Below are 24,829 nucleotides of genomic sequence, written 5' to 3'. Positions count from 1 at the left end.
TGGCTTCGGAATGTCTTTGCGCTGCCGAACTTTCCTCACTTTGCTCGCCGCAACAGCTTTTTCGCTCTCTGCCGCCGAGGGCCAGACGTTGTCGCTGAAACCCTTCAAGGACGAGCTTTTCGCTTATCCGGCGACGCTGTCGAGCGGCGACAACGGTGCCTATACGGTGCTCGACTATCGCGAGATGCGCGACATCAATCAGCGCGACGAGGTGCCGGAAAGGCGTGTGCATGCCCAATATACCGACCCCGGCGTGCGCAAGATGCAGCAGGACTTGATGCTGAAGACCGATGTCGGCGATGTCCGGCATGTCGCGGTCGGCAAGACGCAAGGTGCCGCCATCATCGTGCTTTATCTGCACGGGCAGGGCGGCAGCCGCAAGCAGGGCGTCGACGACTTCACCTTCGGCGGTAATTTCAACCGCCTCAAGAATTTGATGGCCGAAAATGGCGGTCTTTATCTTTCGCCGGACTTTCCCGATTTCGGCGACAAGGGCGCCGCCCAAGTCGCGGCGTTGATCGACCACTATGCAGAGACATCGCCCGGCGCGAAAATCTTCGTCGCTTGCGGCTCGATGGGCGGCATTCTCTGCTGGAAGCTGGCCGACCGCAAGGATATTGGCGCCCGCGTCAGCGGGCTGCTGCTCCTCGGCTCGCTCTGGGACGAAAGCTTCTTGACCAGCCCGGCGTTCAAGCGCCGCGTGCCGGTGTTCTTCGGCCAGGGCAGCCGTGACGTGGTTTTCCAGGTTGAGAAGCAGGAAGCCTTCTTCCGCTCGATCCTCGCCAAATCGAAGACCTATCCGACCCGCTTCGTGCGGTTCGAGACCGGCACGCATGGGACGCCGATCCGCATGGTCGATTGGCGCGGCACACTGAACTGGATGCTGACGAAAGCGCCCTGATCAAGGCGGCGTGTTGTAGTCCAGGACGGTCTCGGGATTGATCTCGCCGTCATACGAAGCGTCGACATCATACTGCACCAGCGAGAAATTACCGTGGCGGAACAGATAGGTGCCGGTCGATGAAGCGTCGCCGACGCCGCGCCATTTGTTCATCGAGGTGATCGTCTTGGTCTTGTCGTCATATTCGGAATTGACCAGCTGGTCGTCGGTCTGGAAGCCGATGATGTGGATGCCCTCGACCTTGCCTTCGCTGTTGTTGTTCTCGTAACGGATGTCGAGTTCCGGCGCGGCGAACTGCAACTGCCGGACGCCGGACACATCGTCATAGATGTAATAGACCGCGCTTTCATTGTAGGCGGCCATCGAACAGAAGAAGCGGAAGAGCCGCGTCTCGCGCTCCGGCTCGTCGGCTCCGGCGTCCTTGTCCTTGTAATGGATCGAGTAGGCGTCCGGCTCGCCGGCCGGCTTGCCTTCCGGGTTCTCCTTGTCGCACTGCTCGCCATAGGCGGCGAGGAACGACTTCCTGGCCTGTTCCAGCGCCTCGTCCTTCTTGGGCGGCGGCGGGCCGTCGCCGCAGCTTGTCGGCACGGCATCCTGGAAATCCGAAGTCGACGGCTTCAGGGCGCCCTTGTCGATAAAGATCGGCTGGAACGGCGGTTCCTGGATCTGCGCGTTGACCTGGCGAAGCGTGTAGCAGCCGGCAAAGATCTTGGCTTCGCCCTTCTTGTCGGTGGCCTGGATGGCGACAGGGACGCTGTAGTAGATGCTGCCGGCAGCACCTTCGTCCGATACCGCGCCGGTCTTGACCTCGACCGCGTCGGTGCTGTCGTAGCCTTTAACGAAGGCATCGAAATCTTTTGCCGGCTTGGTGTCGCCGAAATAACCCCAGGCGCGGGCGAATTCATGCCGGTTGATCGCGCTGTAGAGCGAGCGAACGACAGCCTCGGCACTGGACCGGTCGTCGATATAAGGGGCTTCGGCCGCAAGCGCCGACCGGCCGATGCCCGCAAGGGAGAACAAGGCAGTCGCTGCGATAATGGCAGGTCTCATGGGGAATCTCCGCTCGATAACGAAAATACTACCACCGCGATTGCGGCGAGGCGGTGACGCGGGCGCACGGTCTGCTTGAAGAATCGAGCCGGGAAGCGCTAGCTCACGCCCCGCGGCGCTGACGCCGCCTGGGGAGATAACTCACGTGACCATATCCATGTACGATATTTCCGTAGCCGTCTTTTCGGCCCGGCTGAAGGCGCTGGCCAGCGTGCTGTCACTGGCCGAACAGAACGCCGCCGATCGCAAGATCGACCCGCAGGTGTTTCTGACCGCGAGGCTGGCGCCCGACATGTTCGCGCTGACCCGGCAGGTGCAGATCGCCACCGATCATGCCAAGGGCGCGCCGTCGCGGCTCGCCGGCCGCGAAGTGCCGAAATACGAGGACAACGAGTCCAGTTTCGCAGAGCTGCACGCCCGAATCGCCAAGACGCTCGATCATCTGGCGACATTCTCGGCCGCCGATCTGGACGGGTCGGAGGAGCGGACGATCGAATTGAGGCTTGCCGGACGCGAGGTCTCGATGGCCGGACTGCAATATCTGCTCGACGCAGCCATGCCGAACTTCTACTTCCACATCACCACGGCATACGACATCCTGCGGCACAATGGCGTGCCGCTGGGCAAGTCGATTTTCCTGGGACGCTGAACACGGAGAGGTTTCCCGGCGCGGCCGAGAACCCTCTTTTTCATCGTTGAATCAGCGTATCGACATCTCGCGGGCGATACGCGGAAAGTCGGCCGGCTTGATGCCGATATCGGCGCGGTCGGCGTTGCTCATCGCGTTCAGCAGCGCGAGCGCCGATCGGTAACGCTGTTGTTCCTGCGGCCGCGGCCGCGCGAACATTTCGGTGAAGAACCCCATATTCCAGCCCCTTGTTTGTCCTCCACACGCCGAGAATATAGGTGATTTGTTACAATTGTGCAGTGCAGCAAGTGCATGGCAGCCATGCCTGGTGAATTTTTTCCGCCAAAATCGCTTCTCTTCTGAAACTTTTGCGGAAACTCGACCGTACGCCACGGTCCTGGCCCCCAGGCGGGCTTTTCCTCGCCACTCTGGCGACCTGCCGGTCTGTATCAAATGCAGCGCGGCTTTGATCTTTCCCGCCGGAGTCTGCAGCTGCAACACCCGCAATCGTTAATGTCGTCGGCATTCATTTTTAACGACAGCGATCTATGGTAGACGGCAACAATGAATGCCGTTGCGACAGGAGGAGGCTGAGATCGGCACCGGGAACAAGCTGGATTTCGCTTCGTTGCTCGACGACCTCATCATCGCTTCCGAGAAGGGCGAAGACGGGGGCGCCCGGCCCTCGATTCCATTCGACTATCTGTCGGTGGCGGACGAGCTTCACTCCGGCCGCATCAAGGTCGCCGGCGAAAGTGTCGCCGCCGAGTACCGCGAAGCGGGCGCCGACCTTGCCGCCGAGTTCGCCGCGCTTCTCGACCAGGCCAAGCTGGCTCTCGCTGAGGAAGAGCATCGCCCTGAGGAAGAGCTGGCGCCGATCGACCCTGAATCGATTGCCGGCGAGCTCGGCCTCGATCGCCCTGCGAAGGATACCGATTTCGGCCGCATTCGCCGCAATTTCGCCTTCGCCAACCATCCGGACCGCGTCGCCCCGCATCTGCGTCAGCGCGCCATGATCCGCATGCAGGTGGCCAACATGCTGATCGACGAGGCCAAGCGGCGCGCGCTGGCCGCGGCACGACGCTAGCCGGTTTCCGAATTCACGCAAAAGTCGCCAGGACCGGCTTGGAGAAAATCCGGCCTATGCCTTATGCTTGAATTCCTCCCCGCGCAGCCGCGCGCCCACCTCCCGCCGGAGACATTTCATGCAAAAACGCCGCCTCGGTCGGACAGACCTCCTTGTTTCGCAAATCTGCCTCGGTTCGATGACCTGGGGCCAGCAGAACACCGAAGCCGAAGGCCATGCGCAGATGGATCTGGCCTTTTCGCGCGGCGTGAATTTCATCGACACCGCCGAGCTTTACCCGATCCCGCCCAAAGCCGAGACGCAAGGGTGGACCGAGAGGATCATCGGCAGTTGGATGAAGATCAAGGGCAACCGCGACACGGTCATCATCGCCTCGAAAGTGGTCGGCCGCACGGCCAACGCCTGGTTTCGCGGCGACCGGCCATCGAAGCTTGTGCGCGCCGACATTTTCGATGCGGTCGAGAAGTCGCTCGCCAAGCTCCGCACCGATTACATCGATCTCTACCAGATCCACTGGCCGGACCGGGACATTTCCTGGGGTTCGAACCCGACGCGGGTCGGGGCGGTAGCGCGGCGGGCTGATGCTGTCGGCACGCCGGCGGACGAGACGCCGATCGCCGAGACGCTCGCTGTTTTCGAGGAACTGGTGAAGGCGGGAAAAATACGCCATTTAGGCCTGTCGAACGAAAGCTCGTGGGGCGTCATGCGTTTCCTGGCCGAGTCCGACAAGGGCGTCGGCCCGCGCGTCGCCTCGCTGCAGAACGCCTACAATCTCGTCAACCGCACCTTCGAGGTGAACCTGGCCGAAGTCTGCCAACGCGAAGAGATCGCGTTTCTACCTTATTCTCCGCTGGCGCAGGGCTACCTCACCGGCAAATATGATCACGGCGCGCGGCCGCAAGGCTCGCGCACGCAGCTCTTCAATCGCGGCCAGCGCTACGAGACGCCGAATGCGGCGGAAGTGCTGCTCCAATACAGTGAGCTGGCGCGCTCCTTCGGCATGGAGCCGGCGCTCTTCGCCAACGCCTATGTGACGAGCCGGCCTTTTGTGACCGCGAATATCGTCGGCGCCACCAGCGTCGCCCAGCTCGACATGGCGCTGTCTTCGGTCGAGGTCCGCTGGACGGAGGAGATGCAGAAGGCGGTCGACGCCATCCACCAGCGCGTCGGCAACCCTTGCCCGTGACTGGAAATCATTGAGAAGGACGGAGGGATGGAGGCGATGGCAGATTTTCCGATCGAGCTCGTGCGCGGACGGTTTCCAGCACTTTCGCTGACGGACAAGGGCCGCCGTCGCATCTATCTCGACAATCCCGCCGGAACCCAGGTGCCGCGGGCGGTGGCGGATGCGGTCTCGCGCTGCCTGCTAACGACAAACGCCAACCTCGGCGGCTTCTTCGAAACGACGCTCGCGGCGCAGCAGGTGGTCGATGATGCGCATGCGGCGATGGCCGATTTTCTCGGTGCGGCGAGCGTCGAGGAAATCATCATCGGCGCCAACATGACGACGCTGACCTACCACATGTCGCGCACCCTCGGCCGGACGATGAAGCCGGGAGACGAGATCATCCTCACCCGCATGGACCACGAGGGCAATGTCTCGCCCTGGCTGCAGCTTGCAGAGGATCTCGGCCTCGTCGTGCGTTTCCTGCCCTTCGACGAGAAGAGCTGGCAGGTCGAGGAAGCGGGGCTGAAGGCGCTGCTTTCGGAAAGGACGCGGCTTGTGGCGCTGAACTATGCCTCGAACCTCACCGGCTCGATCAACCGCGTGAGGGAGCTGACGACACTCGCCAAGCAGGCCGGGGCGCTGGTCTATGTCGACGCGGTGCAATTCGCGCCGCACGGGCCGATCGACGTTCAGGCGCTGGGCTGCGATTTCCTGGTCTGCTCGGCCTATAAATTCTTCGGGCCGCATATGGGTATATTGTGGGGCCGTCGCGACGTCATCGATGCGCTGAAACCCTACAAATGCCGCTGCTCGTCCAACCACCTGCCGGAAAGGTTCGAGCTCGGCACGCCGCAGATCGAGCTGATGGCTGGGTTGACCGCAGCGGTCGACTACTTCGCCGATCTCGGCGCCGCAGCCGGCGAGGGCGGTTCGCGGCGGCAGCGGATAGCGAGAGCCTTCGAAGTGTCGATCGCTTACGAGAATACGCTCGCCCGGAAGTTGATCGAGGGCCTGTCGAACATCGAGGGATTGACCATCCGCGGCATCACCGACCCGGAACGTTTCGGCGATCGCGTGCCGACAATTTCCTTCACGGTAGAGGGCATCGCGCCGGAAACGATCGTTCGACAGATGAATGCCGAGAACATCTTCCTGTGGTCCGGCCACAACTATGCATGGGAGATCGTCCACCAACTCGGCATTCCGCCGGAGCAGGGCGTCGTGCGCATCGGCATCGCGCATTACAACACAGCCGCAGAGATCGACGAGACGCTGGAAAGCGTACATCGCGTCATTGCAATGCTGAGGCAGGAGCGCGCCTGAACTATCCTTTCTTCCCGCCAAAGCTGGTCAGGAAAGCGGTGAGGTTGTCGCCGAGCGCATCGCAGAGGTAGCCGCCCTCCTGGACGATGACCGTCGGCAGGCCAAGGCCGGCGATCGCCTCGCCGATGCGCGCGAAGCCGGGCGTCGTCACCGAAAGGCCTCCGAACGGATCGCCTTCGAATGCGTCGAGCCCGAGCGCGACAACCAGCGCTTCCGGCGCGAAGGCACGGATGCGCCGGAAGGCTGTTTCCAATCCTTCCAGAAAGGCCGCGTCGCCGGATTTGCGCGGCAGTGGCAGGTTGAGGTTGTAGCCGAGGCCCGCCCCTTCGCCGCGCTCGTTGGCATGGCCCCAGAAGAAGGGATAGAAGCGCACCGAATCGGCATGCAGCGAGACAGTGAGAACATCCGGCCGGGCGTAAAAAATTCCTTGCGTGCCGTTGCCGTGATGCAGGTCGACATCGAGTATGGCGACACGTCCCGCGTCCTTTCTCAGCACCTGCGCGGCGACCGCCGAATTGTTGATGAAGCAGAAGCCGCCCGCCACGTCGGCAAAGGCGTGATGGCCGGGCGGGCGGCAGAGCGCGTAAGCCGCCGTCGCGCCGGCCATCACGGCTTCGGCGGCTTCCACTGCGCTCCAGGCGCTCCAGAGCGCACTGTTCCAGGTCTCTGCCGAGATCGGGCAGGCGGTGTCGGCCATATGATAGCCGGCCTGGCCGACCGCCGAGGCCGGGTAGGAGCCGCCGCGGCCGATTGGATGAATGTTCGGGATGACCTCCGCCGAGGCGCCTTCGATGCGTTGCCAGCGCGCGAAGATGTGCTCGAGAAAGTCGAGATATTCGGGCGTATGCACGGCGGCGATCGGCCCAAGGCCATGGTCCTTCGGCCTCTCAATCGTCACGCCGGCCGATCTTGCGCCGGCTAGCAATCTCTCGACCCGTTCCGGCTTTTCCGGATTGGGCTGCGGCGCGCCGCTGGAAAGGAAGGCCTTCGGGTCATGGCGCTTCTGTTCCTCGGCATAGAAGGCTTTCATCGTTCGTCCTCCAGCGCGTCGGCAAAGGCAAAAAAGGCCTCGCCGACAATCTTCTGCACCTGCTCGTAGCTCGACCAGCCGATACCGAGCTTTTCATAGAACGTCTTGGCGGTCTCGTTATCGGTGTCGACGGAGAGCCTGAGATAGACGCCGCCTGCAGCGCGACACTCCTTGGCCACGCGCCGCAACAGCTTCTCACCGATGCGGCGGCCGCGAAAGCGGTCCTCGACATAGAGGTCCTGCACAAAGACCCCGGGCCGGCCCATCCAGGTCGAAAAGATCGGGAAGTGCAGGCAGAGCCCGGCGAACTCGCCGTCGACCTCGGCGACCAAGGTCGAAAAGGCGGGGTTTGCGCCGAAGCCGTAGCGGCGGAGGTCATCCGGTGTCGAGGTGATCTCTTGATGCGCGCCGATGTGGGTGCCGAGGCGCAGCAAGGCGGCATGGATGGTCTCGGCATCCTCGATCCGGCCGGGACGGAGGATAATCGTGCTCACGACAAGTAGGGCGCCCGGGCACCCCCCTCTGTCCTGCCGGACATCTCCCCCGCAACGGGGGAGATCAGCAGGTGCACCGACGGCGCTGTTCCTGCAACGTGGGCGATTGGCGAAGGCGACAGCGACATCGGATCTTCCCCCTCGCGGGGGAGATGGCCGGCCGGCCAGAGGGGGGAGCGAAGGATCGCGAACATCTCAGGACGTCTCAAAGCGCCATTTCACCCTCAGCCGGCCACTGGCAGATCGAGTTCCTCCGCCAGCGCCTCAAGCGAGTCGCCGATGATTGCGATCATCTCGCCGATCTGCTCGCGCGTGATGATCATCGGCGGCGCCACCATGAAATTGTCGCCGTCGACGCCCCCCTTGACCTTGCGGCCATAGATGATCAGGCCGCGCGCATAGGCGTGGTCGAGCAGGCGCTGCGTTGCCTTTTTCGCCGGCGCGATCGGCGTCAGCGTCTCCGGATCGGCGACCATCTCGGCGCCGAGCAGCAAGCCCTTGCCGCGCACGTCGGCGATGAAAGGGAAACGCTTCTGCAACGCCTTCAATTCTGCGATCAGCACATCCTCCATGGTCGCGGCGTTGGCGATGAGATCGAGCCGGTCCATTTCGCTCAGCACCGCAAGGCCTGCCGCACAGGCAAGCGGATTGCCGGCATAGGTGTGGCCGTGCTGGAAGCCGCCGGAGGCGAGCAGCGGCTCGACCAGTCGCATGGGAGCAGCCAGCGCGCCGAGCGGCGCATAGCCGGAGCCCAGCCCTTTCGACAGCGCGACGATGTCCGGCTTGCAGTTCCAATGGTCGCCGCCCAAAAATTTGCCGGTGCGGCCGGCACCGCTCATCACCTCGTCATGGATGAGCAGGATGCCGTAGCGGTCGCATATCTCGCGGATGCGCGCATAGTAGCTGTCGGGCGCGACAAGGGCTGCCGTCGCCGCGCCGCCGACGGGTTCCATGATGAAGGCGAGCACGCTTTCCGGGCCCTCGGCCTGTATCTTGTCTTCGAGCATGTCGGCATAGCGGATGCCGCGCTGCTCCATCGAGAGGTTGTCGCGATCGCGCCAGGCGGCCGGCGCCGGCACCGTCGGCATCACCCGCATCAGCGGCGTAAATGTCTCGGCAAGCGCGTCGTCGCCGGTGATGGCGAGCGAACCCAGCGTGCCACCGTGATAGGACGGGAAGCGGGTGATCACCTTCCAGCGCTTCGGCTGACCGGTGGCGACCGCCCATTGCCGGGCGAGTTTGATGCAGGATTCGGTCGCTTCCGAGCCGCCCGAGACGAAGAAGATGCGGTCCATGCCTTCGGGCAGCTTGTGAGACAGTGCCCGCGCCAGTTCTTCCGCCGGTTCGTTCTCGAAATGAAGCCGATAGGCGAAGGTGGTCTTGTCCATCTGCCGCTTCATGGCGTCGAGCACGTTGCGGTTGGAATGGCCGATATTGGCGACCATCGGTCCGCTTGAACCGTCGATGAAGCGGCGGCCGTCCTTGGTCCAGAAATAGATGCCCTCGGCGCGGTCGACGAGTGGCCGGCGCAGGCTGGAGAGATAGAACAAATGCGACGGCGGCCGCGCTTCGGCTTCAGGCGAGGGCTGCACTTCCGGTGTCGGCATATCAGGACTTTCCGAGATAGCGGTCGAGAACATTCTTGGTGACGCGTTCGACCATCGCGTCCTGCCTTAGCAGGCCGGCGACCCATTCGCAGCTTCCGGCGTGGAAGACTTCGCCCTTGCCGCGCGGGAAATTGACGATCATGCCGTTGCCGCGCTTGACCTTGTCGAGATTGGCGTCGCTGGCCTCGCCGAACAAAGTCTCGGCGGTGAAGCGGCCGTCCTCGTCGGTGAGGAACTGGTCTTCGATCGGAATGTCGGCGCTTTCCTCGACCTGACTCGCCAGGCCGACGGCCAGCACCTGCAAGCCGTCCGGCGCTCCGCTCTCCGCAGTCGGGTAGGGCAGGCCGCCGCGTATCTCGAAATCGAGCCCGTCGACCTCATAGCCATAGACATGGCTGTCGGCGCCAAGCAGGTCGCCATAATAGATGCCGGTGCCGGCGAAGGCCCAGTGCTCGGGGCGGTAAACAGGGAAGCCGCGCACGCCGCGCGGCGCGCAGCCGCCCCAGCCGGCATAGACGCCACGCGTCGCGTTGAGGCCGAAGGTAGCGCTGCCCGGACGCCCGATCTCCGGCGCTTCCCAGGAATTGGTGGCGCGGGTGATGTCGACGCCGCGATAGGCCGGGTCTTCGGCCCGCGCCCGGTATTTGTAGCAAACCTGGCGGCGGCCCTCGTCCTCCAGCCTGGTCTGCCACATGAAATTGCCGGCGAAGCGCGCCGCGTGGCCACCGCGCTCGACATAGGCGTCCACCGCGTCGCGCATCTCCCAGGTCCAGTATTCGTCGTGGCCGACGAAGACGACGCAATCATAGCCGTCGAGGATTTCCGGCGAGAAGTGCAGCTCGTGCTGGCTGGCGAGGTCGACCTGATATCCGGCGCGTTCGGCAAAGCGGAAGAAATGGCTGTCGTAGCTTGCCCAGCCGGAAGACGCGTATTTCTTCGAATGTCCCGTGGCAAAGGCCCATTCCATATGCGGATAACGCGGCACGGTCTTCGGCGGCATCGCGACTTCCAGCGGCACGCGCGGTGCATCCTTGGGCAGCACGACGAAGCCGCGGCACCAAGGGCGTTGCGTGGAGACCATCGTCGCATATCGGTCGCGGTTCGGGCCGGTGATGCCCTGATAGTGGTTGGAGCCGCCCCAGGTGTTATAGGCGAGCCAGGTGCCGGTCGCGGCGATCTGCAGCAGGCGACCAGGCTTGCGGCCGGGCAGGGGCGCGACGATGAAGAGGTGGTGGCTCTCGATCGGCGTGCCGTCCGGCCCTTCAGCCGAAAGCCTGACACGGTAAGCTCCCGACGGCCAGTCATCGCCGATGCGGAATTCGAACGAGGCTTCCCAGCCGCAGCCGTCGACCGAACATTGCTCGGGCGTTTCCTGCCAGCGCGCCGACAGTCCCGACCCATCGAAGACCTTGGTTTCATCGCCGCCGTCGCGGACGATGACAATCCTGAATTGCGGGGCCGTCGAGCTGACGAAAAGCGTCACCGTCTCGCCCGGACGATAGGAAAAGCGGTCGCTATAGCACCAGATCTCGCCGCTCGAGCCATCCATGCCGGGCCACTCGTAATAATGCCCGCGCACCGCCTCCCGGCGCTGCTCGGGCGTCAGTCCGAAATCGGGAAAGTCGGCGGGCCGTTGCGTCATGGAAAAACCGAAACCAAGAGGTCGCCATTGAGACCGTAGGGCGGCCAAGCGTCAAATGGAAACGATCGGGCCAGCAGGCGCTTGGCCTTATCCGGCAAACGGCTTATTTGATCTTCAGGCGATGTTTGAACGCCGGGAGCCAAGATGCTGCGCGTGCAAAGGGTCAAGGTCGACGACATCTATGTGCCGATGGCGAGGCGCAAGACGCTGCATCCGGAGACGGTGCGCCATCTTGCCGAGGATATCCTCGAGAACGGCATGAAGATGCCGATCCAGGTGCGCCACGACGGCAAGCGTCATGTCCTGGTTGAAGGGCTGCACCGGCTGGAAGCCGCCAAATGGCTCGGCGAAACCGAGATCGACGCCTACCTCGTCCAGGCGCGGCGCCACTGACGCCATCCTATCTGTTGCCGTGTCAGCCCGGCATCACCGTGAGCGATCGCGTCCTATCAATGCTTTTTAATTGACGCTCCGATGTTCGCCGCTACCGTGCCGGCCTTCCTGTCAATCGGGTACTTGGAAATGGCGAAATACCAGGGCGGATGCCTGTGCGGCGCAGTGCGCTATCGCGCCGAGGCTGAACCAATCAACGAGCGCGTCTGCCATTGCCGGCTGTGCCAGAAGGCGATCGGCGCCGCCTTCAATGCGCGGCTCCTGTTTAGCATCGATGACGTCACGATCCAGGGACCGGTGGCGACAATCAATTCTTCGCCGGACCTCAAGCGCGGTTTCTGCTCGGTCTGCGGCACGACGATGTTTTCGCGACGTGACTCCAGGGGCATTCTCGGCATCACATCCGGCTCGCTCGACGATCCGTCCGCGTTCAAGCCCGACATGCATTTCTGGACCGCTTCGAAGCAGCCCTGGCTGCAGCTGGATGACGGCCTGCCGCAATATGAGGGCGCGCCTCCCGCTTAACCTTCTTCAGCAAGAGAAGGTTAACGCCTGCACAAAGATTTCATCTTCGATTCACGAGATAGCCGGCAAAGCGTCATTGGCGGGCCATCATTGGCTGCCTATCTAAGCGCCACGCGGCAAGGCATCGAGGAGGTGACGGATGAGCGAGAGCAGCAACACCCTGGACGAGCTTTTGAACGACCCGATGATCCAACTCGTGATGGAGCGTGACCGCGTGCGCCCGGCCGAGCTTCGCCTGCTCTTGGAAAAGGCTCGCGAAAGGGCTGCCGACGATTCCCGCATCGACCAGCCGGTGCTGCCGCCGGCGCATATCGTGGCCAGAAGCTGCCTGAAGCAATGGCTGTACCGCTAAAGCGCGTCGCGCTGAACTGACGCGCTTTAGGTCTTTCCGATCAGCTCGAATGCGCCGGCAAATAGCTGTAATGACTGCGGAGATAGGCAATTTTGAAGCCGAGCCGGGCGTGGTTGCGGTAGGCCGGACCGTCGCGTTCGGGGCTCGGCGCCTCGATGTCGGCGACGAACAGTCTTGCGCCGGCGGCTATGCCGTCGCGGACCAGCCTTTCGCCAAGCATGGCGTCGAGGTCGAAGCTCGGCGCCATGATGCCAGGCACCGGGGCGTCGATCCCGCTCCAGGCGGCGCCATCCGAGATGAACATTGAACGCACGGCAGCCACGGCGCCATCGCGTTTCAGCATGTAGTGACGCCAGCCCTCGCGGCCGACCAGGGCCATGAGCCAGGGCGAGGTGGGCAGCCTGTACCTCGCATCGATGAAGGAAGCCCATTCGGGAGCGGTCTTGGACGTAACCTCTTCGACCGACAGATCGTCTGCCGGGAACAGCGGCTCGGCAGGCAGCGGCGTTGCGTCGCGAAAAATTCGTTCCCAGCCGCTCTGATGCTGGAGCCCGCGCGCTTCCAGCCAGCAGCGCAGCCGGGAAGGCTCGGTGTGCGGGCTTGTGCAGAACCACGGCCGCAAGATGCCGGCAGCGCGGTAATGCGCCAGCAGCGAATCGAGCTGATCTTCCGTGGCCGGGCCGTCGACGCCGATGTTCTTCACGCAGTTGAAATGGATGAACGGGATCGTCGTGCAGGTGGTCCAGACGAGGTCGCCGTCGCGGGCGATCGACAAGCCGTGCCGCGCGGCGAATTCCGTGGGCGCGGCATCGTAGAGATCGAGCCAGGCATTGACCTCTGCGCGCTCGATGGCGCGGCTCAAATCACGCGAGACCTCCTCGATCCCGATTTCCGGATGGTGCGACACCGGCGGGACGACCGGCTGCAGTTCCGAGAGGGCGGCAGTCGACATGCTAGTCCTCCTTCGATCTGCCTTACAGTGTAAGATTAGCGCATGATAATATGGAAGCGCCTGTTGTCAAGCAGGATAAGCGGCACCTTACAAATCCGTGAATTGGCTTCGCCGTACCATGAGGCTAAGCCTGCCCTTGAGGGGCTTTGCGCATAACAATTCATTTTTTCGCCGGGAAAAGGACAGGGATGACGGACGTCTGCACGCAGGGATTGGACACCGGCTTTGTCAGCCTGGGCTACGCCAAGGTGGCGTTTCTCGGCATCGTGCAAGGCATCACCGAACTGCTGCCGATCTCTTCGACGGCGCATATGCGCGTCGTGCCCGCCGTGCTTGGCTGGCAGGACCCGGGCTCGGCCTTTTCTGCGGCTATGCAACTCGCGGCCCTTGCCGCGGTGATCAGCTATTTCTGGAGCGATGTCAGGGAAGTCGCGGTGGGGTCGCTGGCGGCGCTCACGCGCCGCGACTATGCCAACCGCTATTTCCGCCTGGCGATCGGCATCGTGCTTGCCACCGTTCCGATCGTCATCGCCGGCCTCGCGCTATCCAGCGTGCTCAATGCCTGCAACTCGCCGCTGCGCGGGCTGGCCGTGATCGGCTGGGCCTGCATCGCCATGGCCGTGCTGCTTGCGCTGTCGGAAATCTATGCCCGCCACAGGCTGACCCTGGACAAGGTGTCCGTGCTCGACGCCTTGCTCGTCGGCGTGGCCCAGGTCGGCGCGCTCATTCCCGGCGTGTCGCGCTCGGGATCGACGCTGACGGCGTCGCTGGGTCTTGGCTATGCCCGCCCGGAGGCGGCGCGGCTTTCCTTCCTGCTCGGCCTGCCGGCCATCGCGTTGGCAGGCCTGAAGGAGCTTTGGGAACTGCACAAGATTCACCTCGGCGCTTATGGCTGGTCGGTCCTGGCGGTCGGCCTCGTCGTCGCCTCGATTTCCGCCTTCTTCGCCATATGGGGACTGATGCGCGTGCTCGAGCGCTTTTCCGCCTGGCCCTTCGTCATCTATCGCGGCCTGCTCGGCGTCGTGCTGCTGATCGGCGTCGCCGTCGGCTGGCTGAGCTAGAGGCTTTCACCGAATCCGCTATACCGGCACCTGAACCTTGCTTCGGGTGCGCCTATGGACATTGCAACGCTGCTGCAATCGCTGCCGTTGCTGGCAGCGCTGGTGAAATCGGCGGTGCCGGCAGTGGTCGGTGCGGGCCTGGGGCTCAGCCAATGGGTCGCAGCGCTGCCGCCATGCCGCACTCACACCTTCGAGACCGCGACCTATCTCGTCTGCGAGACGGACCCGAAGCATTACTCGATCGAGCTGTTCTGGAAGGATCCCGACGGCAAGCTCTACCAGTCGCTGCACAATCTTCGAAGCGCCCAGCAGGCCGCCGGACGCACCATGCTCTTCGGCATCAATGCCGGCATGTACCATCCCAATCTCGCGCCGGTCGGTCTCTATGTCGAGCGCGGGCAGCAGATCGCGTCGGCGAAGATTGGGGCCGGCTCCGGCAATTTCTCGATGCAGCCCAACGGCATCTTCTATCTTAGCGACCGCAAGGCCGGCGTTCGCGCGACGAAGGATTATTTGAAGCGTTCCCCGAAGGTGGACTATGCCACCCAGTCCGGGCCGATGCTGGTCATCGACGGCAAGCTGCATCCGAAATTCCAGGCCGACAGCCCTTCGCGAAAAATCCGCGACGGCGTCGGCGTGCGTGGCGACGGCGTCGTCGTCTTCGCCATCTCGAACGACGTGGTGACTTTCCACGAATTCGCGCGCCTGTTCCGCGACGAGCTCGGCTGTCCCAACGCGCTCTTCCTCGACGGCTCGATCTCCAGCCTCTATGCGCCGGCCATTGGCCGCAACGACGATTTCTGGAATCTCGGGCCGATGATCGGCGTGTTTAGGCGCTGAGCAATTCGAGGAAAACCGAGAAGCGGGTTTGCCGTTCGGAAATTGCGTGGAAACAAAGGCGGAGTTTTTATTGTCGGCTTGCCTGGCGAATCGCCCCGCCGAACCAAAGGTAAATTTTGATTCAAACTTTGTTGGTAATTTCTCATTAGGAATGGGGCTCCCGGCGGCGCTGTTCCGGCCGTCGGTCTGTTTTGTTTTGCGTACAGGTCAAGATGCGGATTTTTGGCGTCGTCAGTTTCGTGCTTGCAGGGCTTTGCCTTGCCGACTGCTCGTCTACCTCGGGCGTCGATGCCTTGCAGATGCCGTCGAACGAGACGACCAGTTCGGTCGTGCGGCCGAGCGCGCCGGTGACGAAGGCAGCGAAGACCGCCGACGCCGCGATGACGGTGGAGACCGTTTCCATGGCGGGCGCGGCGCGCATCAGGCCGCCGGCGTCGCTCCCTGGCGACCAGAATGCTCGTGTTGACGAGGACAACGCGCGTCCAGGGGACGAGAATTCGCGTCCCTTTGGCTTGGCCGAGGAAGAGACGGTGGCATTCCCGGCGCCGGACCTGCCGGATACGGTCGAGCCTCCGGTCGAGGCCGCAGCACTCGTCTCGCCGCCGAAGCGGCTGTCGCGCGCAGCGCCCGCGATGCTTGCTGGCCCTGTTACCCGCTATGCCTTTCGCGATGCCAAGCCGATCAATTTCGGCCGCGCCTCGCCCAGGCACCTTGCCGTCCATGGCGTCGACGTGTCGCGCTGGCAGGGCAATATCAACTGGCAAAAGCTGCGCGCCCAGGGTGCCAACTTCGCCTACATCAAGGCGACCGACGGCGGCGACCATCTCGATCCGATGTTCATGAAAAACTGGCGCGGCGCCGATGCCGCCGGGCTGAAGCGCGGCGCCTATCATTTCTTCTACTGGTGCCGTACCGCCGGCGAACAGGCCGACTGGTTCATCCGCAACGTGCCGCGGGTCCAAGGCGCGCTGCCGCCGGTCATCGATGTCGAGTGGAACGGCGAGTCCTCCTGCAAGCGCCGGCCTTCGCGCCAGAAGGTGCTGGAGAAGATGCAGGTGTTCATGGACAAGCTGGAGCGCCATTACGGCCAGCGGCCCATCATCTACACGTCGCCGGATTTTTATCGTGACAATCTGCGCGGCGCATTCCTCGACTATCCGTTCTGGCTGCGCGCGGTGGCCGCCCATCCGTCAAAGGTCTATCCGGGCCGCAACTGGCTGTTCTGGCAATATTCGGGCTCCGGCCTCTCGCATGGCGTGAGCGGCCGCATCGACCTCAATGTCTTCCACGGCGACGAGCGGCAGTGGCGCAGGTGGCTGGGCGGCGGCGAGATGGTGGCCGACGCGAATTGAGGCCGTATGCTTCACCCGGCGCGGGGCGGCGATCGACGGCAATTTCAGGATTTCTCTAACCATCGACTCACCGTCTCCCTTAGCGGCGCGGCAACGGCCTTCCGGTAACGTGTCCGTGATCGCGTCTTGGAGGGGTCTATGCGCAAACTGATTGTCACTGCCGCTGTGGTGGCCGCCGTCGGCTACGGATTTTTCAATTCGCACCTGCGCGGCAATACGCCCAACGCCAATGTGGTCGCCTATTCAACCACCGACGAGGCGATGCAGGGCGCTAAGGCCAAGGGCCACTCGACGCTACCCCGCTTCCATGAGTTGATGGCCGCCCGCACGCCTGGCACCTATACGGTCAAGTTCCCGCTGACCCAGAACGGCGCCACCGAGCATATCTGGATGCAGCTTGTGGCTTTCAGCGACGGCCGCTTCGTCGGATTGCTGGCCGACAAGCCGGTCAACGGCAACCAATACAAGATGGGCGACCGCATGACGGTTGCCGAGGCCGATGTCGAGGACTGGATGATCCGCAACGGCGGCGACGTCTATGGCGGCTACACGGTGCGCCAGGCGCTGGCCGACATGCCGAAGGAACAGGCGGCGAAATACGGGATCACGTTCAAGGATTGAGTGGGTCCCCTTCTCCCCTTGTGGGAGGAGGTGTCGCCGAAGGCGACGGATGAGGGGTGCTCCAGCTTGACGCAGACCTTCGCCAACGTTGGGCACAGCGACAGGATCGCAGCGTCTCACTCCGCTGGAACACCCCTCATCCGTCTCGGCGCTGCGCGCCAATCCACCTTCTCCCACAAGGGGAGAAGGAGAGGGCGCGCGCTACCCCTCGTTGATCATCGCCTCGATGTTGTAACCGTCGGGATCGAGCACGAAGCAGGCGTAGTAGTTCGCCGCGTAGTCCGGACGCGGCCCGGGCGCGCCATTGTCCGCGGCACCTGCCTCCAGCGCCGCCCGATAGAACGCATCGACCTCCGCCTTGCTCTTCACCCGGAAGGCAACGTGCAGATGGGTGAGCGGCGGCTTCTCGCCCGCGCGCTGGATTTCGAACAGGCAGCCATTGCCGACATCGAAGGCCCAGAACACGCCCTCCTTGCCGAAGGAGAGGCTGTAGCCCAAGGGCGCAAAAGCCTTTTCGTAGAAGAGCTTGCTCTTCTCGAGGTCGCTGACTTCGATGGTGATGTGGTCGATCATGGAAGGTCTTGGATAATCAGGCCAGTGCGGCCGGCCACGATGACGCGGCCGGCTTTGATCTATATTGGCGATGGCTGCATTTGGTTGCAACCAGATACCAGCCATCGGCCTTCAGCTTGCGAATAACTTCGCTGACTGTCAGCCTTGGCGGCATCGGGCCTCAGCTGCACCCGCTCGTCGAACCACACGTGTCGCACTTCTCGCAGGTGCCGTTCCGCACCATGGTGAAGTTGTGGCACTCCGAACATTCGTTGCCGGTGTAACCCTGGAGCAAGGACTGCTGGCGACGGGTGGCGGCTAGCTTCTTGGCCTCGGCGGCCTCGTTGGCGGCGGCGTCGGTGAAGAGCGCCTCGGCGCCGCCGGCGGCCTCGGCTTCCTCTTCCACCATCTCCTCGGCCAGTTCCCTGGCGCGCTCCTCATAGTCGCGCTTGTAGGCAAGGGCCTCGTCGCTTGCCGGCTTCAATGCCAGCACGTTGGAGCCGGCAAAGGCGGTGGGCGCTGCGCGGGCAGGGGCGGTCGTCGGGGCTGCGCCGCCAAAGCCCTTGGGGTCCGAACCGGCAGCCGACACCAGCTTCACCGGCGAGGCACCGCGATAGAGGCCCTTGGAGAAGGGCGTCGCCTTGCCTTCGGTGATGCCGCGGCCGAGCGCCGTCTTGTCGAAGTCCGACTGGTCGACATGGGCGAGGTCGTGGCGGCCGAGATAGGACACGGCAAGCTCGCGGAACACGTAGTCGAGGATCGACGTCGCGTTCTTGATCGCGTCATTGCCCTGCACCATGCCGGCCGGCTCGAACTTGGTGAAGGTGAAGGCCTCGACATATTCGTCGAGCGGCACGCCATATTGCAGGCCGAGCGAGATGGCGATGGCGAAGTTGTTCATCATGGCGCGGAAGGCGGCACCTTCCTTGTGCATGTCGATGAAGATCTCGCCGAGGCGGCCGTCGTCGAACTCGCCGGTCCTGAGATACACCTTGTGGCCGCCGACGACCGCCTTCTGGGTGTAGCCTTTGCGACGGTTCGGCAGCTTCTCGCGGTCGCGGTAGAGACGCTCGATGACGCGCTCGACGATCTTTTCCGTCACCTGCACGGCGCGCTGCGCGGCGGGCGCCGCAATCAGCTGCTCGACCGCCTCGTCCTCGTCCTCCTCGCCGTCGGCGAGCAGCGAGGCATTGAGCGGCTGCGACAGCTTCGAGCCGTCGCGATAGAGCGCGTTGGCCTTCAGCGCCAGCTTCCAGGACAGCATGTAGGCGTTCTTGGCGTCCTCGACCGTCGCCTCGTTCGGCATGTTGATGGTCTTGGAAATGGCGCCCGAGATGAAGGGCTGCGCCGCCGCCATCATCAGGATGTGGCTCTGGATCGACAGCGAGCGCTTGCCGATCTTGCCGCAGGGGCTGGCGCAGTCGAACACCGGCAGGTGCTCGGCCTTGAGGAACGGTGCCCCTTCGAGCGTCATCGCACCGCAGACATGGATGTTGGCGGCGTCGATGTCCTTCTTGGAGAAGCCCAGCGCCGGCAGCATCTCGAAGGAGAAGTCGGAAAGCTGCTCGTCGGTGAAGCCGAGCGTCTCTTTCACCCAATCGGCGCCGAGCGTCCATTGGTTGAACACGAACTTGATGTCGAAGGCCGACTTCAGCGCCGCATTCAGCGCCGCGATCTTGTCATCGGTGAAGCCCTTGGCCTTCAGCGAAGACGGGTTGATGCCGGGCGCCTGGTTGAGGTTGCCATGGCCGACGGCATAGGCCTCGATCTCGGCAATCTGGCTTTCGGAGTAGCCGAGCGTGCGCAGCGCTTCCGGCACCGCGCGGTTGATGATCTTGAAGTAGCCGCCGCCGGCGAGCTTCTTGAACTTCACCAGCGCGAAGTCGGGCTCGATGCCGGTGGTGTCGCAGTCCATGACCAGGCCGATCGTGCCGGTCGGCGCGATGACGGTCGCCTGCGCGTTGCGGTAGCCATGCTCCTCGCCGAGCTCGATGGCGCGATCCCAGGCGGCGCGGGCATGCTCGGCCAGCGCCTGCTGCTTCAGGTCGGAGGCGACCAGCGGCACCGGATTGACGGCGAGCTTCTCGTAGCCGTCCTTGTCGCCATAGGCGGCACGGCGGTGGTTGCGCATGACACGCAGCATGTTCTGTGCGTTGCGGTCATAGTCCGGGAAGGCACCGAGCTCGGAAGCCATTTCGGCCGAGGTCGCATAGGCGATGCCGGTCATGATGGCGGTGAGCGCGGCGCAGATCGCGCGGCCCGCGTCGGAGTCGTAGGGAATGCCGGACGTCATCAACAGGCCGCCGATATTGGCGTAGCCGAGGCCGAGCGTGCGGTAGTCGTAGGAGAGCTTGGCGATCTCCTTGGACGGGAACTGCGCCATCATCACCGAGATCTCGAGCACGACGGTCCACAGCCGAACGGTGTGCTCGTAAGCGGCGATGTCGATCGTGCCGTCTTCCTTGCGGTAGGGCAGGAGGTTGATCGAGGCGAGGTTGCAGGCCGTGTCGTCGAGGAACATGTATTCCGAGCACGGGTTGGAGGCCCGGATCGCACCGGCGGAGGCGCAGGTGTGCCAGTCGTTCATGGTCGTGTTGAAATGCAGGCCGGGATCGGCGGACGCCCAGGCGGCATAACCGATCTTTTCCCAGAGATCCCGCGCCTTCAGCGTCTTCAGCACCTTGCCGTCCTTGCGGGCCGTGAGCTGCCAGTCGCCGTCGGCCTCGACGGCGCGCAGGAAGTTGTCCTTCAGCGACACCGAGTTGTTGGAGTTCTGGCCGGAAACGGTGAGATAGGCGTCAGAGTCCCAGTCGGTGTCGTAGGTCTTGAACGACATCGAGGTGTAGCCCTGGCGGGCGAACTGGATGACGCGATAGATGTAGTTCTCCGGCACAGCGTCCTTCTTGGCCGCCTTGATCTCGCGCTTCAGCGCGGTGTTGAGGGCCGGGTCGAAGCAGTCGTCGCCATTGCCTTCGCAATTGACGCAGGCCTTCATGATCGCTTCGAGGTGCTTCTTGACGATCTTCGAGCCGGTCACCAGCGAGGCGACCTTCTGCTCCTCATTGACCTTCCAGTCGATGAAGTCCTCGATGTCGGGATGGTCGGCGTCGACGATGACCATCTTGGCGGCGCGGCGCGTCGTGCCGCCCGACTTGATGGCGCCCGCCGCGCGATCGCCGATCTTGAGGAAGCTCATCAGGCCGGACGAGCGGCCGCCGCCGGACAGCTTCTCGCCTTCGCCGCGCAGCATCGAGAAGTTCGAGCCGGTGCCGGAGCCGTATTTGAACAGGCGCGCCTCACGCACCCACAGGTCCATGATGCCGCCCTCGTTGACGAGGTCGTCCTGAACGCTCTGGATGAAGCAGGCATGCGGCTGCGGATGCTCGTAAGCCGACTTCGACTTGGTCAGCTTGCCGGTGAAGGGGTCGACATAGAAGTGACCCTGGCTCGGCCCGTCGATGCCATAGGCCCAGTGCAGGCCGGTGTTGAACCATTGCGGCGAGTTCGGCGCCACGCGCTGAGTGGCCAGCATATAGGCAAGCTCGTCGCGGAAAGCGCGGGCATCTTCTTCGGACTTGAAGTAGCCGCCCTTCCAGCCCCAATAGGTCCAGGTGCCGGACAGCCGGTCGAAGACCTGGCGAGCATCGGTTTCCGAACCATAGCGCTCGGCCTCGGGGAGCTTGGCGAGTTCGGCCTCGTCGGCAACCGAACGCCACAGGAAGGAGGGGACGTCGTTCTCCTCGACCTTCTTCAGGCGCGCCGGGACGCCGGCCTTGCGGAAATATTTTTGGGCCAGGATGTCGGCCGCGACCTGGCTGAACTGCGCCGGCACATCGATGTTGTCGAGGCGGAACACCACCGAGCCGTCGGGATTCTTGATCTCCGACAGGGCCTTGCGGAATTCGATCTCCGCGTAAGCTGCCCCTTCTTGACCTGCTTGGTCTGGCTTGGTGAAGCGACGCTCGATGCGCATTGGTCCGGTCCCTTTTGTCTACATATAGCGCTTTTCCCCAGGGATTGCTGCCCCGCCAGGCGAAAAGCTCGGTCCGCCGTTTGCCGGCATCGCAGGCGACGCCGGCATTCTCCTCGTCGCGGGCAACACCGTGCAGACAAGCAAACGCCCTTCCAAGCGCTCACCCAGGCTGCAGGCCGACCCGCGGGTCCCTCAAAACTGAAACTTTTGTCGATTCCCTCGGAAGAGGGAGGTTCACACTATCTAGGGTCGAGCCTGCCTGCAAACACTAAATATAGTGTTAACAGATCATTTTTTCCAGCCCGACAATTCTCCCTTTCGCCCACCCAAGCCCCATCATACCCAACGCTTCCGCCGGCCTCGTGAACGGGCGGAAATGTGGGCAAAACGCACAAAATCCGGGAAAAAAGACCGGCTTCTGAACTCTCCGGTCACGCCCGCAACAGGAGCGCATGGCCTATAAAAAGCGACTCGTTCTGACCCGTCAAGGATTCGTTTTTGTTGGTTTTGTGACCCCAATATGTTGTGTGTCACATATGTGGATAACGGGGACAGAAAGGCGCATCGAAAAGCCTTTATTTGACGGTCCTTGCGGACGGTTCGTCGGGTTGCCCGGGGCCGGGCCCGACGGGCGGCTTTTCATTTTAGCTGGCTTGGACTATCTGTTGCCCTGCGCGGGGGCGTGTCTTGTCAAGCCTGGAAGCATTCGCTACGCCCCGCTCATGACAGTTACCGTTCGTTTCGCCCCGTCGCCGACCGGCCGCATCCACATCGGCAATGCCCGCACCGCGCTGTTCAACTGGCTTTTCGCCATGAACAACAAGGGCCGCTACATCCAGCGCTTCGACGATACAGACGTTGCCCGTTCGACGCAGGAATTCGCCGATTCAATTCTCTATGACCTGCATTGGCTCGGCATTTTTCCCGACGTTACCGAATACCAGTCGCGTCGCTTTGAAGTCTATGACGCCGCGGTGGAGCGGCTGAAGGCGGCGCGCGTGCTTTATGCCTGCTACGAAACGCCGGAGGAGTTAGACCTGCGCCGCAAGGTGCGCCGCACGCGCGGCCTGCCGCCGGTCTATGGCCGCGAGGCATTGACGCTGACGCCGGAGCAGGTGGCCGAATACGAATCCGACGGGCGCCGGCCGCATTGGCGCTTTCTTTTGCCGAACTTCACCGGCGACCCGCTGCAGCCCGAGCGGACCGAGGTGCACTGGGACGACCTTGTGCGCGGCGAGGAGACCGTCGATCTCGCCTCACTGTCGGACCCGGTCCTGGTGCGTGAGGACGGCACTTATCTCTACACGCTGCCTTCGGTGGTCGACGACATCGAGATGGGCGTCACCCATGTCATACGCGGCGACGACCACGTAACCAACACCGGCGTGCAGATCGCCTTGTTCCAGGCGCTGGGCGCTGAGCCGCCGGTGTTCGGGCACCACAATCTCTTGACCACCGTGTCGGGTGAGGGGCTGTCGAAGCGCACCGGCGCGCTGTCGATAGAAAGCCTGCGCGAGGACGGCATCGAGCCGATGGCTGTCGCCTCGCTTGCCGTGCTCGTTGGCACATCGGAAAATGTCACGGCAGCGCACGATCTCAACCAGCTCGCCAGCCATTTCGACCCGGCCGCGACATCCAAGTCTGCCGCCAAGTTCGATCCCGACGAGCTTTTCGTGCTCAATCGCACGCTGATGCACCAAATGCCGTTCGAGGAGGCGCGCGACCGGCTGATTGTGCTTGGCATTTCCGGCGACAGGGCCGAGCCCTTCTGGCTCGCCGTGCGCGGCAATATCGACCGTTTGTCCGACGCTGTCGCCTGGTGGCGAATCCTGAGCGACGGGCCGCAGGAGCCGGCGGAATTTTCCGGCGAGGACCGTGACTTCCTCCACCAGGCGTTCGACCTGTTGCCGGAAGAGCCTTGGAACGGCACGGTCTGGAAGGATTGGACCGGCAAGATCAGGGAAGCGACGGGCCGCAAGGGCAAGCCACTGTTCATGCCGCTGCGGCTTGCCCTTACCGGGCGGTCTTCGGGGCCGGAGCTTGCAGATCTATTGCCGCTGATGGGTCGGGAAGGAACGCTGGCCCGACGACCCTGACCTTGCGCTGTTCCGGCGGCAGGGCCGAAACCGGTGACGCCGGCACCTTGGCGGTCAGCTGCTTGATAGCCGCGCGGTCGAGCCCGCCTGCAGCGTTGGCGAGCGTTTCGGGATCGGCGCCAGCATCGAGCTTGGCCGCCGGCGCCGGCACGGGGGTCGTCACCCCGCTGTCCGGCTGCGGCTGCTCCGGATTGGGCGGATTACCGCCTATGATCGAGAAGTTTTCGGCCTGGGCGTTGCAGCCGCATTGCGGCGGCCGCGAGTAGTTGGCCTGCTTGTAGAGATAGGCCGTCGGCAGCTCGCTGTAAGGACGGCCGGTCGCCGAGGATGTCATGTTGCCGGCGTCATCGTCCATGCCGCGCGTGTAGAAGACCTGCATTTCGGTGCCGGGGCAGCTCGATTCGCAATTCTTCTGATCGCGCTCGAAATCGCCAACAGAGGCGGCGTTCGACATCGGGAAGAAATAGCCGTCGCAGGTGCGCACGCAGACGGTGCGGAACTCGCCGTTCATCCTCGGCAGATCCATGCCGTCGGATTGCTTGATCACCCGGCGGATGTTGCGCGCGCTGGGATCGTCTGGCGGAAGCGCTTCAGGCGTGTCGAGCGTAGCGATCTCCTCGTCGCCACGGCCGAAGAGCTGCTCGAACAGATTGCCGCCACCATTGTTGCGGGCGGCCTCCTGGATCGGGGCGCGAGGCGGCTCGACTTCATCATCGCGGCAGCCATTGGCGTCGAGCGCGGCAAGAATGCGGCTGCGGTCGCGCCGCGTGCCGCCGCCGGCCAGCCGCTGGCGCTTGGCCTGCAAGATGTCGAGATTGGCGTTCATGCGCTCTATCGAGGCATTGATCGCCGCGCATTGGCCGGCATTGCGCGAAAACAGCGCGAAGCCGCAATTGGCATCACCGGCGCGGCCGCGCGCCTTGGCCAGCTGCTCGCGCTGGCGGGCGATCGCGTCGTCATATTTGCGGATCAGTCCCGGACCGCCGCCACCGCCGCGCGTGGCTGCAAGCTCCGCTTCGAGTTGGCGGCAGGTGCGAGAAGCGGCCTGCGGCTCGGTCACAGCGACAGCCGACGCCGCCAACGCTGCAAGCAGCGCAGCAAGGTGCGTCAGCTTCAACCCCTTCATCCGCCTGGAATCCCGATTGCCGGTGGAAGGCTACCGCGTTCGTGGTTAACTGTTCC

General features: G+C 63.5%; 23 protein-coding genes. 13 read left to right on the top strand and 10 right to left on the bottom strand.

Annotation, left to right across the window (positions count from 1 at the left end; all coding sequences use genetic code 11):
* The first annotated feature begins 10 nt into the window (after nt 1–10).
* Nucleotides 11–901 (top strand): alpha/beta fold hydrolase, encoded by an 891-nt coding sequence (locus tag CK218_RS12130; RefSeq protein ID WP_095827834.1) that lies wholly within the window; start codon nt 11–13, stop codon nt 899–901.
* Here the strand turns inward: CK218_RS12130 and CK218_RS12125 are convergent, their stop codons facing one another.
* Nucleotides 902–1,951 carry a DUF1176 domain-containing protein gene (locus CK218_RS12125; protein ID WP_095827833.1) on the bottom strand — a complete coding sequence of 350 codons (1,050 nt, stop codon included), beginning with the start codon at nt 1,949–1,951 and terminating at the stop codon, nt 902–904.
* Between the two features lie 145 nt (nt 1,952–2,096).
* Here CK218_RS12125 and CK218_RS12120 point away from each other — a divergent pair, with 145 nt between their 5' ends.
* Nucleotides 2,097–2,600 (top strand): DUF1993 family protein, encoded by a 504-nt coding sequence (locus CK218_RS12120; protein WP_095827832.1) that lies wholly within the window; start codon nt 2,097–2,099, stop codon nt 2,598–2,600.
* A 51-nt stretch (nt 2,601–2,651) separates the two neighbouring features.
* Here CK218_RS12120 and CK218_RS12115 read toward each other — a convergent pair whose 3' ends face one another.
* A complete protein-coding gene (locus tag CK218_RS12115) occupies nt 2,652–2,816 on the bottom strand; it encodes a DUF1127 domain-containing protein (protein ID WP_082954041.1) in 165 nt (54 codons plus the stop codon).
* 331 nt (nt 2,817–3,147) lie between these two features.
* On the opposite strand from CK218_RS12115, the gene CK218_RS12110 reads away from it, so the two are divergent.
* The 3 genes from CK218_RS12110 (at nt 3,148) to CK218_RS12100 (ending at nt 6,157) form a co-directional block, all read left to right on the top strand.
* Nucleotides 3,148–3,666: a hypothetical protein gene (locus tag CK218_RS12110; RefSeq protein ID WP_179294479.1), complete on the top strand. Its 519-nt coding sequence runs from the start codon at nt 3,148–3,150 to the stop codon at nt 3,664–3,666.
* Nucleotides 3,667–3,784: 118 nt separating this feature from the next.
* Nucleotides 3,785–4,852 (top strand): aldo/keto reductase, encoded by a 1,068-nt coding sequence (locus CK218_RS12105; RefSeq protein WP_095827831.1) that lies wholly within the window; start codon nt 3,785–3,787, stop codon nt 4,850–4,852.
* 36 nt (nt 4,853–4,888) lie between these two features.
* Nucleotides 4,889–6,157: a cysteine desulfurase-like protein gene (locus CK218_RS12100; protein ID WP_095827987.1), complete on the top strand. Its 1,269-nt coding sequence runs from the start codon at nt 4,889–4,891 to the stop codon at nt 6,155–6,157.
* 1 nt (nt 6,158) lies between these two features.
* Here the strand turns inward: CK218_RS12100 and CK218_RS12095 are convergent, their stop codons facing one another.
* The 4 genes from CK218_RS12095 to CK218_RS12075 all read right to left on the bottom strand — a co-directional run bounded on the left by CK218_RS12095 (nt 6,159) and on the right by CK218_RS12075 (nt 10,930).
* Nucleotides 6,159–7,187, bottom strand: coding sequence for a histone deacetylase family protein (locus tag CK218_RS12095; RefSeq protein WP_095827830.1), 1,029 nt, complete (start codon nt 7,185–7,187; stop codon nt 6,159–6,161).
* The gene (locus CK218_RS12090) at nt 7,184–7,681 is read right to left on the bottom strand and encodes a GNAT family N-acetyltransferase (protein WP_095779627.1); all 498 of its coding nucleotides are present in this window, start codon (nt 7,679–7,681) and stop codon (nt 7,184–7,186) included. Before CK218_RS12090 ends, CK218_RS12095 begins: the two co-directional genes overlap by 4 nt.
* A gap of 224 nt (nt 7,682–7,905) precedes the next feature.
* Nucleotides 7,906–9,288 carry an aspartate aminotransferase family protein gene (locus tag CK218_RS12080; protein ID WP_095827828.1) on the bottom strand — a complete coding sequence of 461 codons (1,383 nt, stop codon included), beginning with the start codon at nt 9,286–9,288 and terminating at the stop codon, nt 7,906–7,908.
* 1 nt (nt 9,289) lies between these two features.
* Nucleotides 9,290–10,930 (bottom strand): N,N-dimethylformamidase beta subunit family domain-containing protein, encoded by a 1,641-nt coding sequence (locus CK218_RS12075; protein ID WP_095827827.1) that lies wholly within the window; start codon nt 10,928–10,930, stop codon nt 9,290–9,292.
* A 144-nt stretch (nt 10,931–11,074) separates the two neighbouring features.
* On the opposite strand from CK218_RS12075, the gene CK218_RS12070 reads away from it, so the two are divergent.
* The 3 genes from CK218_RS12070 (at nt 11,075) to CK218_RS12060 (ending at nt 12,200) form a co-directional block, all read left to right on the top strand.
* A complete protein-coding gene (locus CK218_RS12070; RefSeq protein WP_066995224.1) occupies nt 11,075–11,323 on the top strand; it encodes a ParB N-terminal domain-containing protein in 249 nt (82 codons plus the stop codon).
* Between the two features lie 129 nt (nt 11,324–11,452).
* Complete coding sequence (locus CK218_RS12065) at nt 11,453–11,848, top strand: GFA family protein (protein ID WP_095827986.1); 396 nt, start codon at nt 11,453–11,455, stop codon at nt 11,846–11,848.
* 139 nt (nt 11,849–11,987) lie between these two features.
* Nucleotides 11,988–12,200: a hypothetical protein gene (locus CK218_RS12060; protein WP_095827826.1), complete on the top strand. Its 213-nt coding sequence runs from the start codon at nt 11,988–11,990 to the stop codon at nt 12,198–12,200.
* 40 nt (nt 12,201–12,240) lie between these two features.
* Here the strand turns inward: CK218_RS12060 and CK218_RS12055 are convergent, their stop codons facing one another.
* Nucleotides 12,241–13,152: a hypothetical protein gene (locus CK218_RS12055; protein ID WP_066995234.1), complete on the bottom strand. Its 912-nt coding sequence runs from the start codon at nt 13,150–13,152 to the stop codon at nt 12,241–12,243.
* Between the two features lie 188 nt (nt 13,153–13,340).
* Between CK218_RS12055 and CK218_RS12050 the strand changes: the two genes are divergently transcribed.
* From CK218_RS12050 to CK218_RS12035, 4 genes are all read left to right on the top strand, one after another.
* Nucleotides 13,341–14,213, top strand: a complete 873-nt coding sequence (locus tag CK218_RS12050; RefSeq protein ID WP_095827825.1) for an undecaprenyl-diphosphate phosphatase — start codon at nt 13,341–13,343, stop codon at nt 14,211–14,213.
* 54 nt (nt 14,214–14,267) lie between these two features.
* Nucleotides 14,268–15,053 (top strand): phosphodiester glycosidase family protein, encoded by a 786-nt coding sequence (locus CK218_RS12045; RefSeq protein ID WP_095827824.1) that lies wholly within the window; start codon nt 14,268–14,270, stop codon nt 15,051–15,053.
* Between the two features lie 212 nt (nt 15,054–15,265).
* The gene (locus tag CK218_RS12040) at nt 15,266–16,405 is read left to right on the top strand and encodes a GH25 family lysozyme (RefSeq protein WP_095827823.1); all 1,140 of its coding nucleotides are present in this window, start codon (nt 15,266–15,268) and stop codon (nt 16,403–16,405) included.
* A gap of 138 nt (nt 16,406–16,543) precedes the next feature.
* A complete protein-coding gene (locus CK218_RS12035) occupies nt 16,544–17,026 on the top strand; it encodes a DUF2314 domain-containing protein (protein ID WP_095827822.1) in 483 nt (160 codons plus the stop codon).
* A 201-nt stretch (nt 17,027–17,227) separates the two neighbouring features.
* Here CK218_RS12035 and CK218_RS12030 read toward each other — a convergent pair whose 3' ends face one another.
* Nucleotides 17,228–17,599, bottom strand: a complete 372-nt coding sequence (locus tag CK218_RS12030; protein ID WP_095827821.1) for a VOC family protein — start codon at nt 17,597–17,599, stop codon at nt 17,228–17,230.
* Between the two features lie 160 nt (nt 17,600–17,759).
* The gene (locus CK218_RS12025; protein WP_095827820.1) at nt 17,760–21,551 is read right to left on the bottom strand and encodes a vitamin B12-dependent ribonucleotide reductase; all 3,792 of its coding nucleotides are present in this window, start codon (nt 21,549–21,551) and stop codon (nt 17,760–17,762) included.
* Nucleotides 21,552–22,273: 722 nt separating this feature from the next.
* Between CK218_RS12025 and gltX the strand changes: the two genes are divergently transcribed.
* Complete coding sequence (gltX, locus tag CK218_RS12020; RefSeq protein WP_095827819.1) at nt 22,274–23,647, top strand: glutamate--tRNA ligase; 1,374 nt, start codon at nt 22,274–22,276, stop codon at nt 23,645–23,647.
* Here the strand turns inward: gltX and CK218_RS12015 are convergent.
* Entirely contained in the window at nt 23,565–24,773 is a 1,209-nt protein-coding gene (locus tag CK218_RS12015) for a DUF2865 domain-containing protein (RefSeq protein WP_095827818.1), read from the bottom strand. The genes gltX and CK218_RS12015 overlap by 83 nt on opposite strands.
* Between the last annotated feature and the right edge of the window lie 56 nt (nt 24,774–24,829).

Source organism: Mesorhizobium sp. WSM3879, from assembly GCF_002294915.1.
Lineage (GTDB): Bacteria > Pseudomonadota > Alphaproteobacteria > Rhizobiales > Rhizobiaceae > Mesorhizobium.
This window is presented reverse-complemented; position numbering and strand designations above follow the sequence as displayed.

Coding starts and splice junctions, on each gene's coding strand:
- CK218_RS12130 (WP_095827834.1), top strand. CDS start 11: ATGTCTTTGCGCTGCCGAACTTTCCTCACTTTGCTCGCCGCAACAGCT.
- CK218_RS12125 (WP_095827833.1), bottom strand. CDS start 1,951: ATGAGACCTGCCATTATCGCAGCGACTGCCTTGTTCTCCCTTGCGGGC.
- CK218_RS12115 (WP_082954041.1), bottom strand. CDS start 2,816: ATGGGGTTCTTCACCGAAATGTTCGCGCGGCCGCGGCCGCAGGAACAA.
- CK218_RS12110 (WP_179294479.1), top strand. CDS start 3,148: ATGCCGTTGCGACAGGAGGAGGCTGAGATCGGCACCGGGAACAAGCTG.
- CK218_RS12105 (WP_095827831.1), top strand. CDS start 3,785: ATGCAAAAACGCCGCCTCGGTCGGACAGACCTCCTTGTTTCGCAAATC.
- CK218_RS12100 (WP_095827987.1), top strand. CDS start 4,889: ATGGCAGATTTTCCGATCGAGCTCGTGCGCGGACGGTTTCCAGCACTT.
- CK218_RS12095 (WP_095827830.1), bottom strand. CDS start 7,187: ATGAAAGCCTTCTATGCCGAGGAACAGAAGCGCCATGACCCGAAGGCC.
- CK218_RS12080 (WP_095827828.1), bottom strand. CDS start 9,288: ATGCCGACACCGGAAGTGCAGCCCTCGCCTGAAGCCGAAGCGCGGCCG.
- CK218_RS12075 (WP_095827827.1), bottom strand. CDS start 10,930: ATGACGCAACGGCCCGCCGACTTTCCCGATTTCGGACTGACGCCCGAG.
- CK218_RS12070 (WP_066995224.1), top strand. CDS start 11,075: ATGCTGCGCGTGCAAAGGGTCAAGGTCGACGACATCTATGTGCCGATG.
- CK218_RS12065 (WP_095827986.1), top strand. CDS start 11,453: ATGGCGAAATACCAGGGCGGATGCCTGTGCGGCGCAGTGCGCTATCGC.
- CK218_RS12060 (WP_095827826.1), top strand. CDS start 11,988: ATGAGCGAGAGCAGCAACACCCTGGACGAGCTTTTGAACGACCCGATG.
- CK218_RS12055 (WP_066995234.1), bottom strand. CDS start 13,152: ATGTCGACTGCCGCCCTCTCGGAACTGCAGCCGGTCGTCCCGCCGGTG.
- CK218_RS12050 (WP_095827825.1), top strand. CDS start 13,341: ATGACGGACGTCTGCACGCAGGGATTGGACACCGGCTTTGTCAGCCTG.
- CK218_RS12045 (WP_095827824.1), top strand. CDS start 14,268: ATGGACATTGCAACGCTGCTGCAATCGCTGCCGTTGCTGGCAGCGCTG.
- CK218_RS12040 (WP_095827823.1), top strand. CDS start 15,266: ATGCGGATTTTTGGCGTCGTCAGTTTCGTGCTTGCAGGGCTTTGCCTT.
- CK218_RS12035 (WP_095827822.1), top strand. CDS start 16,544: ATGCGCAAACTGATTGTCACTGCCGCTGTGGTGGCCGCCGTCGGCTAC.
- CK218_RS12030 (WP_095827821.1), bottom strand. CDS start 17,599: ATGATCGACCACATCACCATCGAAGTCAGCGACCTCGAGAAGAGCAAG.
- CK218_RS12025 (WP_095827820.1), bottom strand. CDS start 21,551: ATGCGCATCGAGCGTCGCTTCACCAAGCCAGACCAAGCAGGTCAAGAA.
- gltX (WP_095827819.1), top strand. CDS start 22,274: ATGACAGTTACCGTTCGTTTCGCCCCGTCGCCGACCGGCCGCATCCAC.
- CK218_RS12015 (WP_095827818.1), bottom strand. CDS start 24,773: ATGAAGGGGTTGAAGCTGACGCACCTTGCTGCGCTGCTTGCAGCGTTG.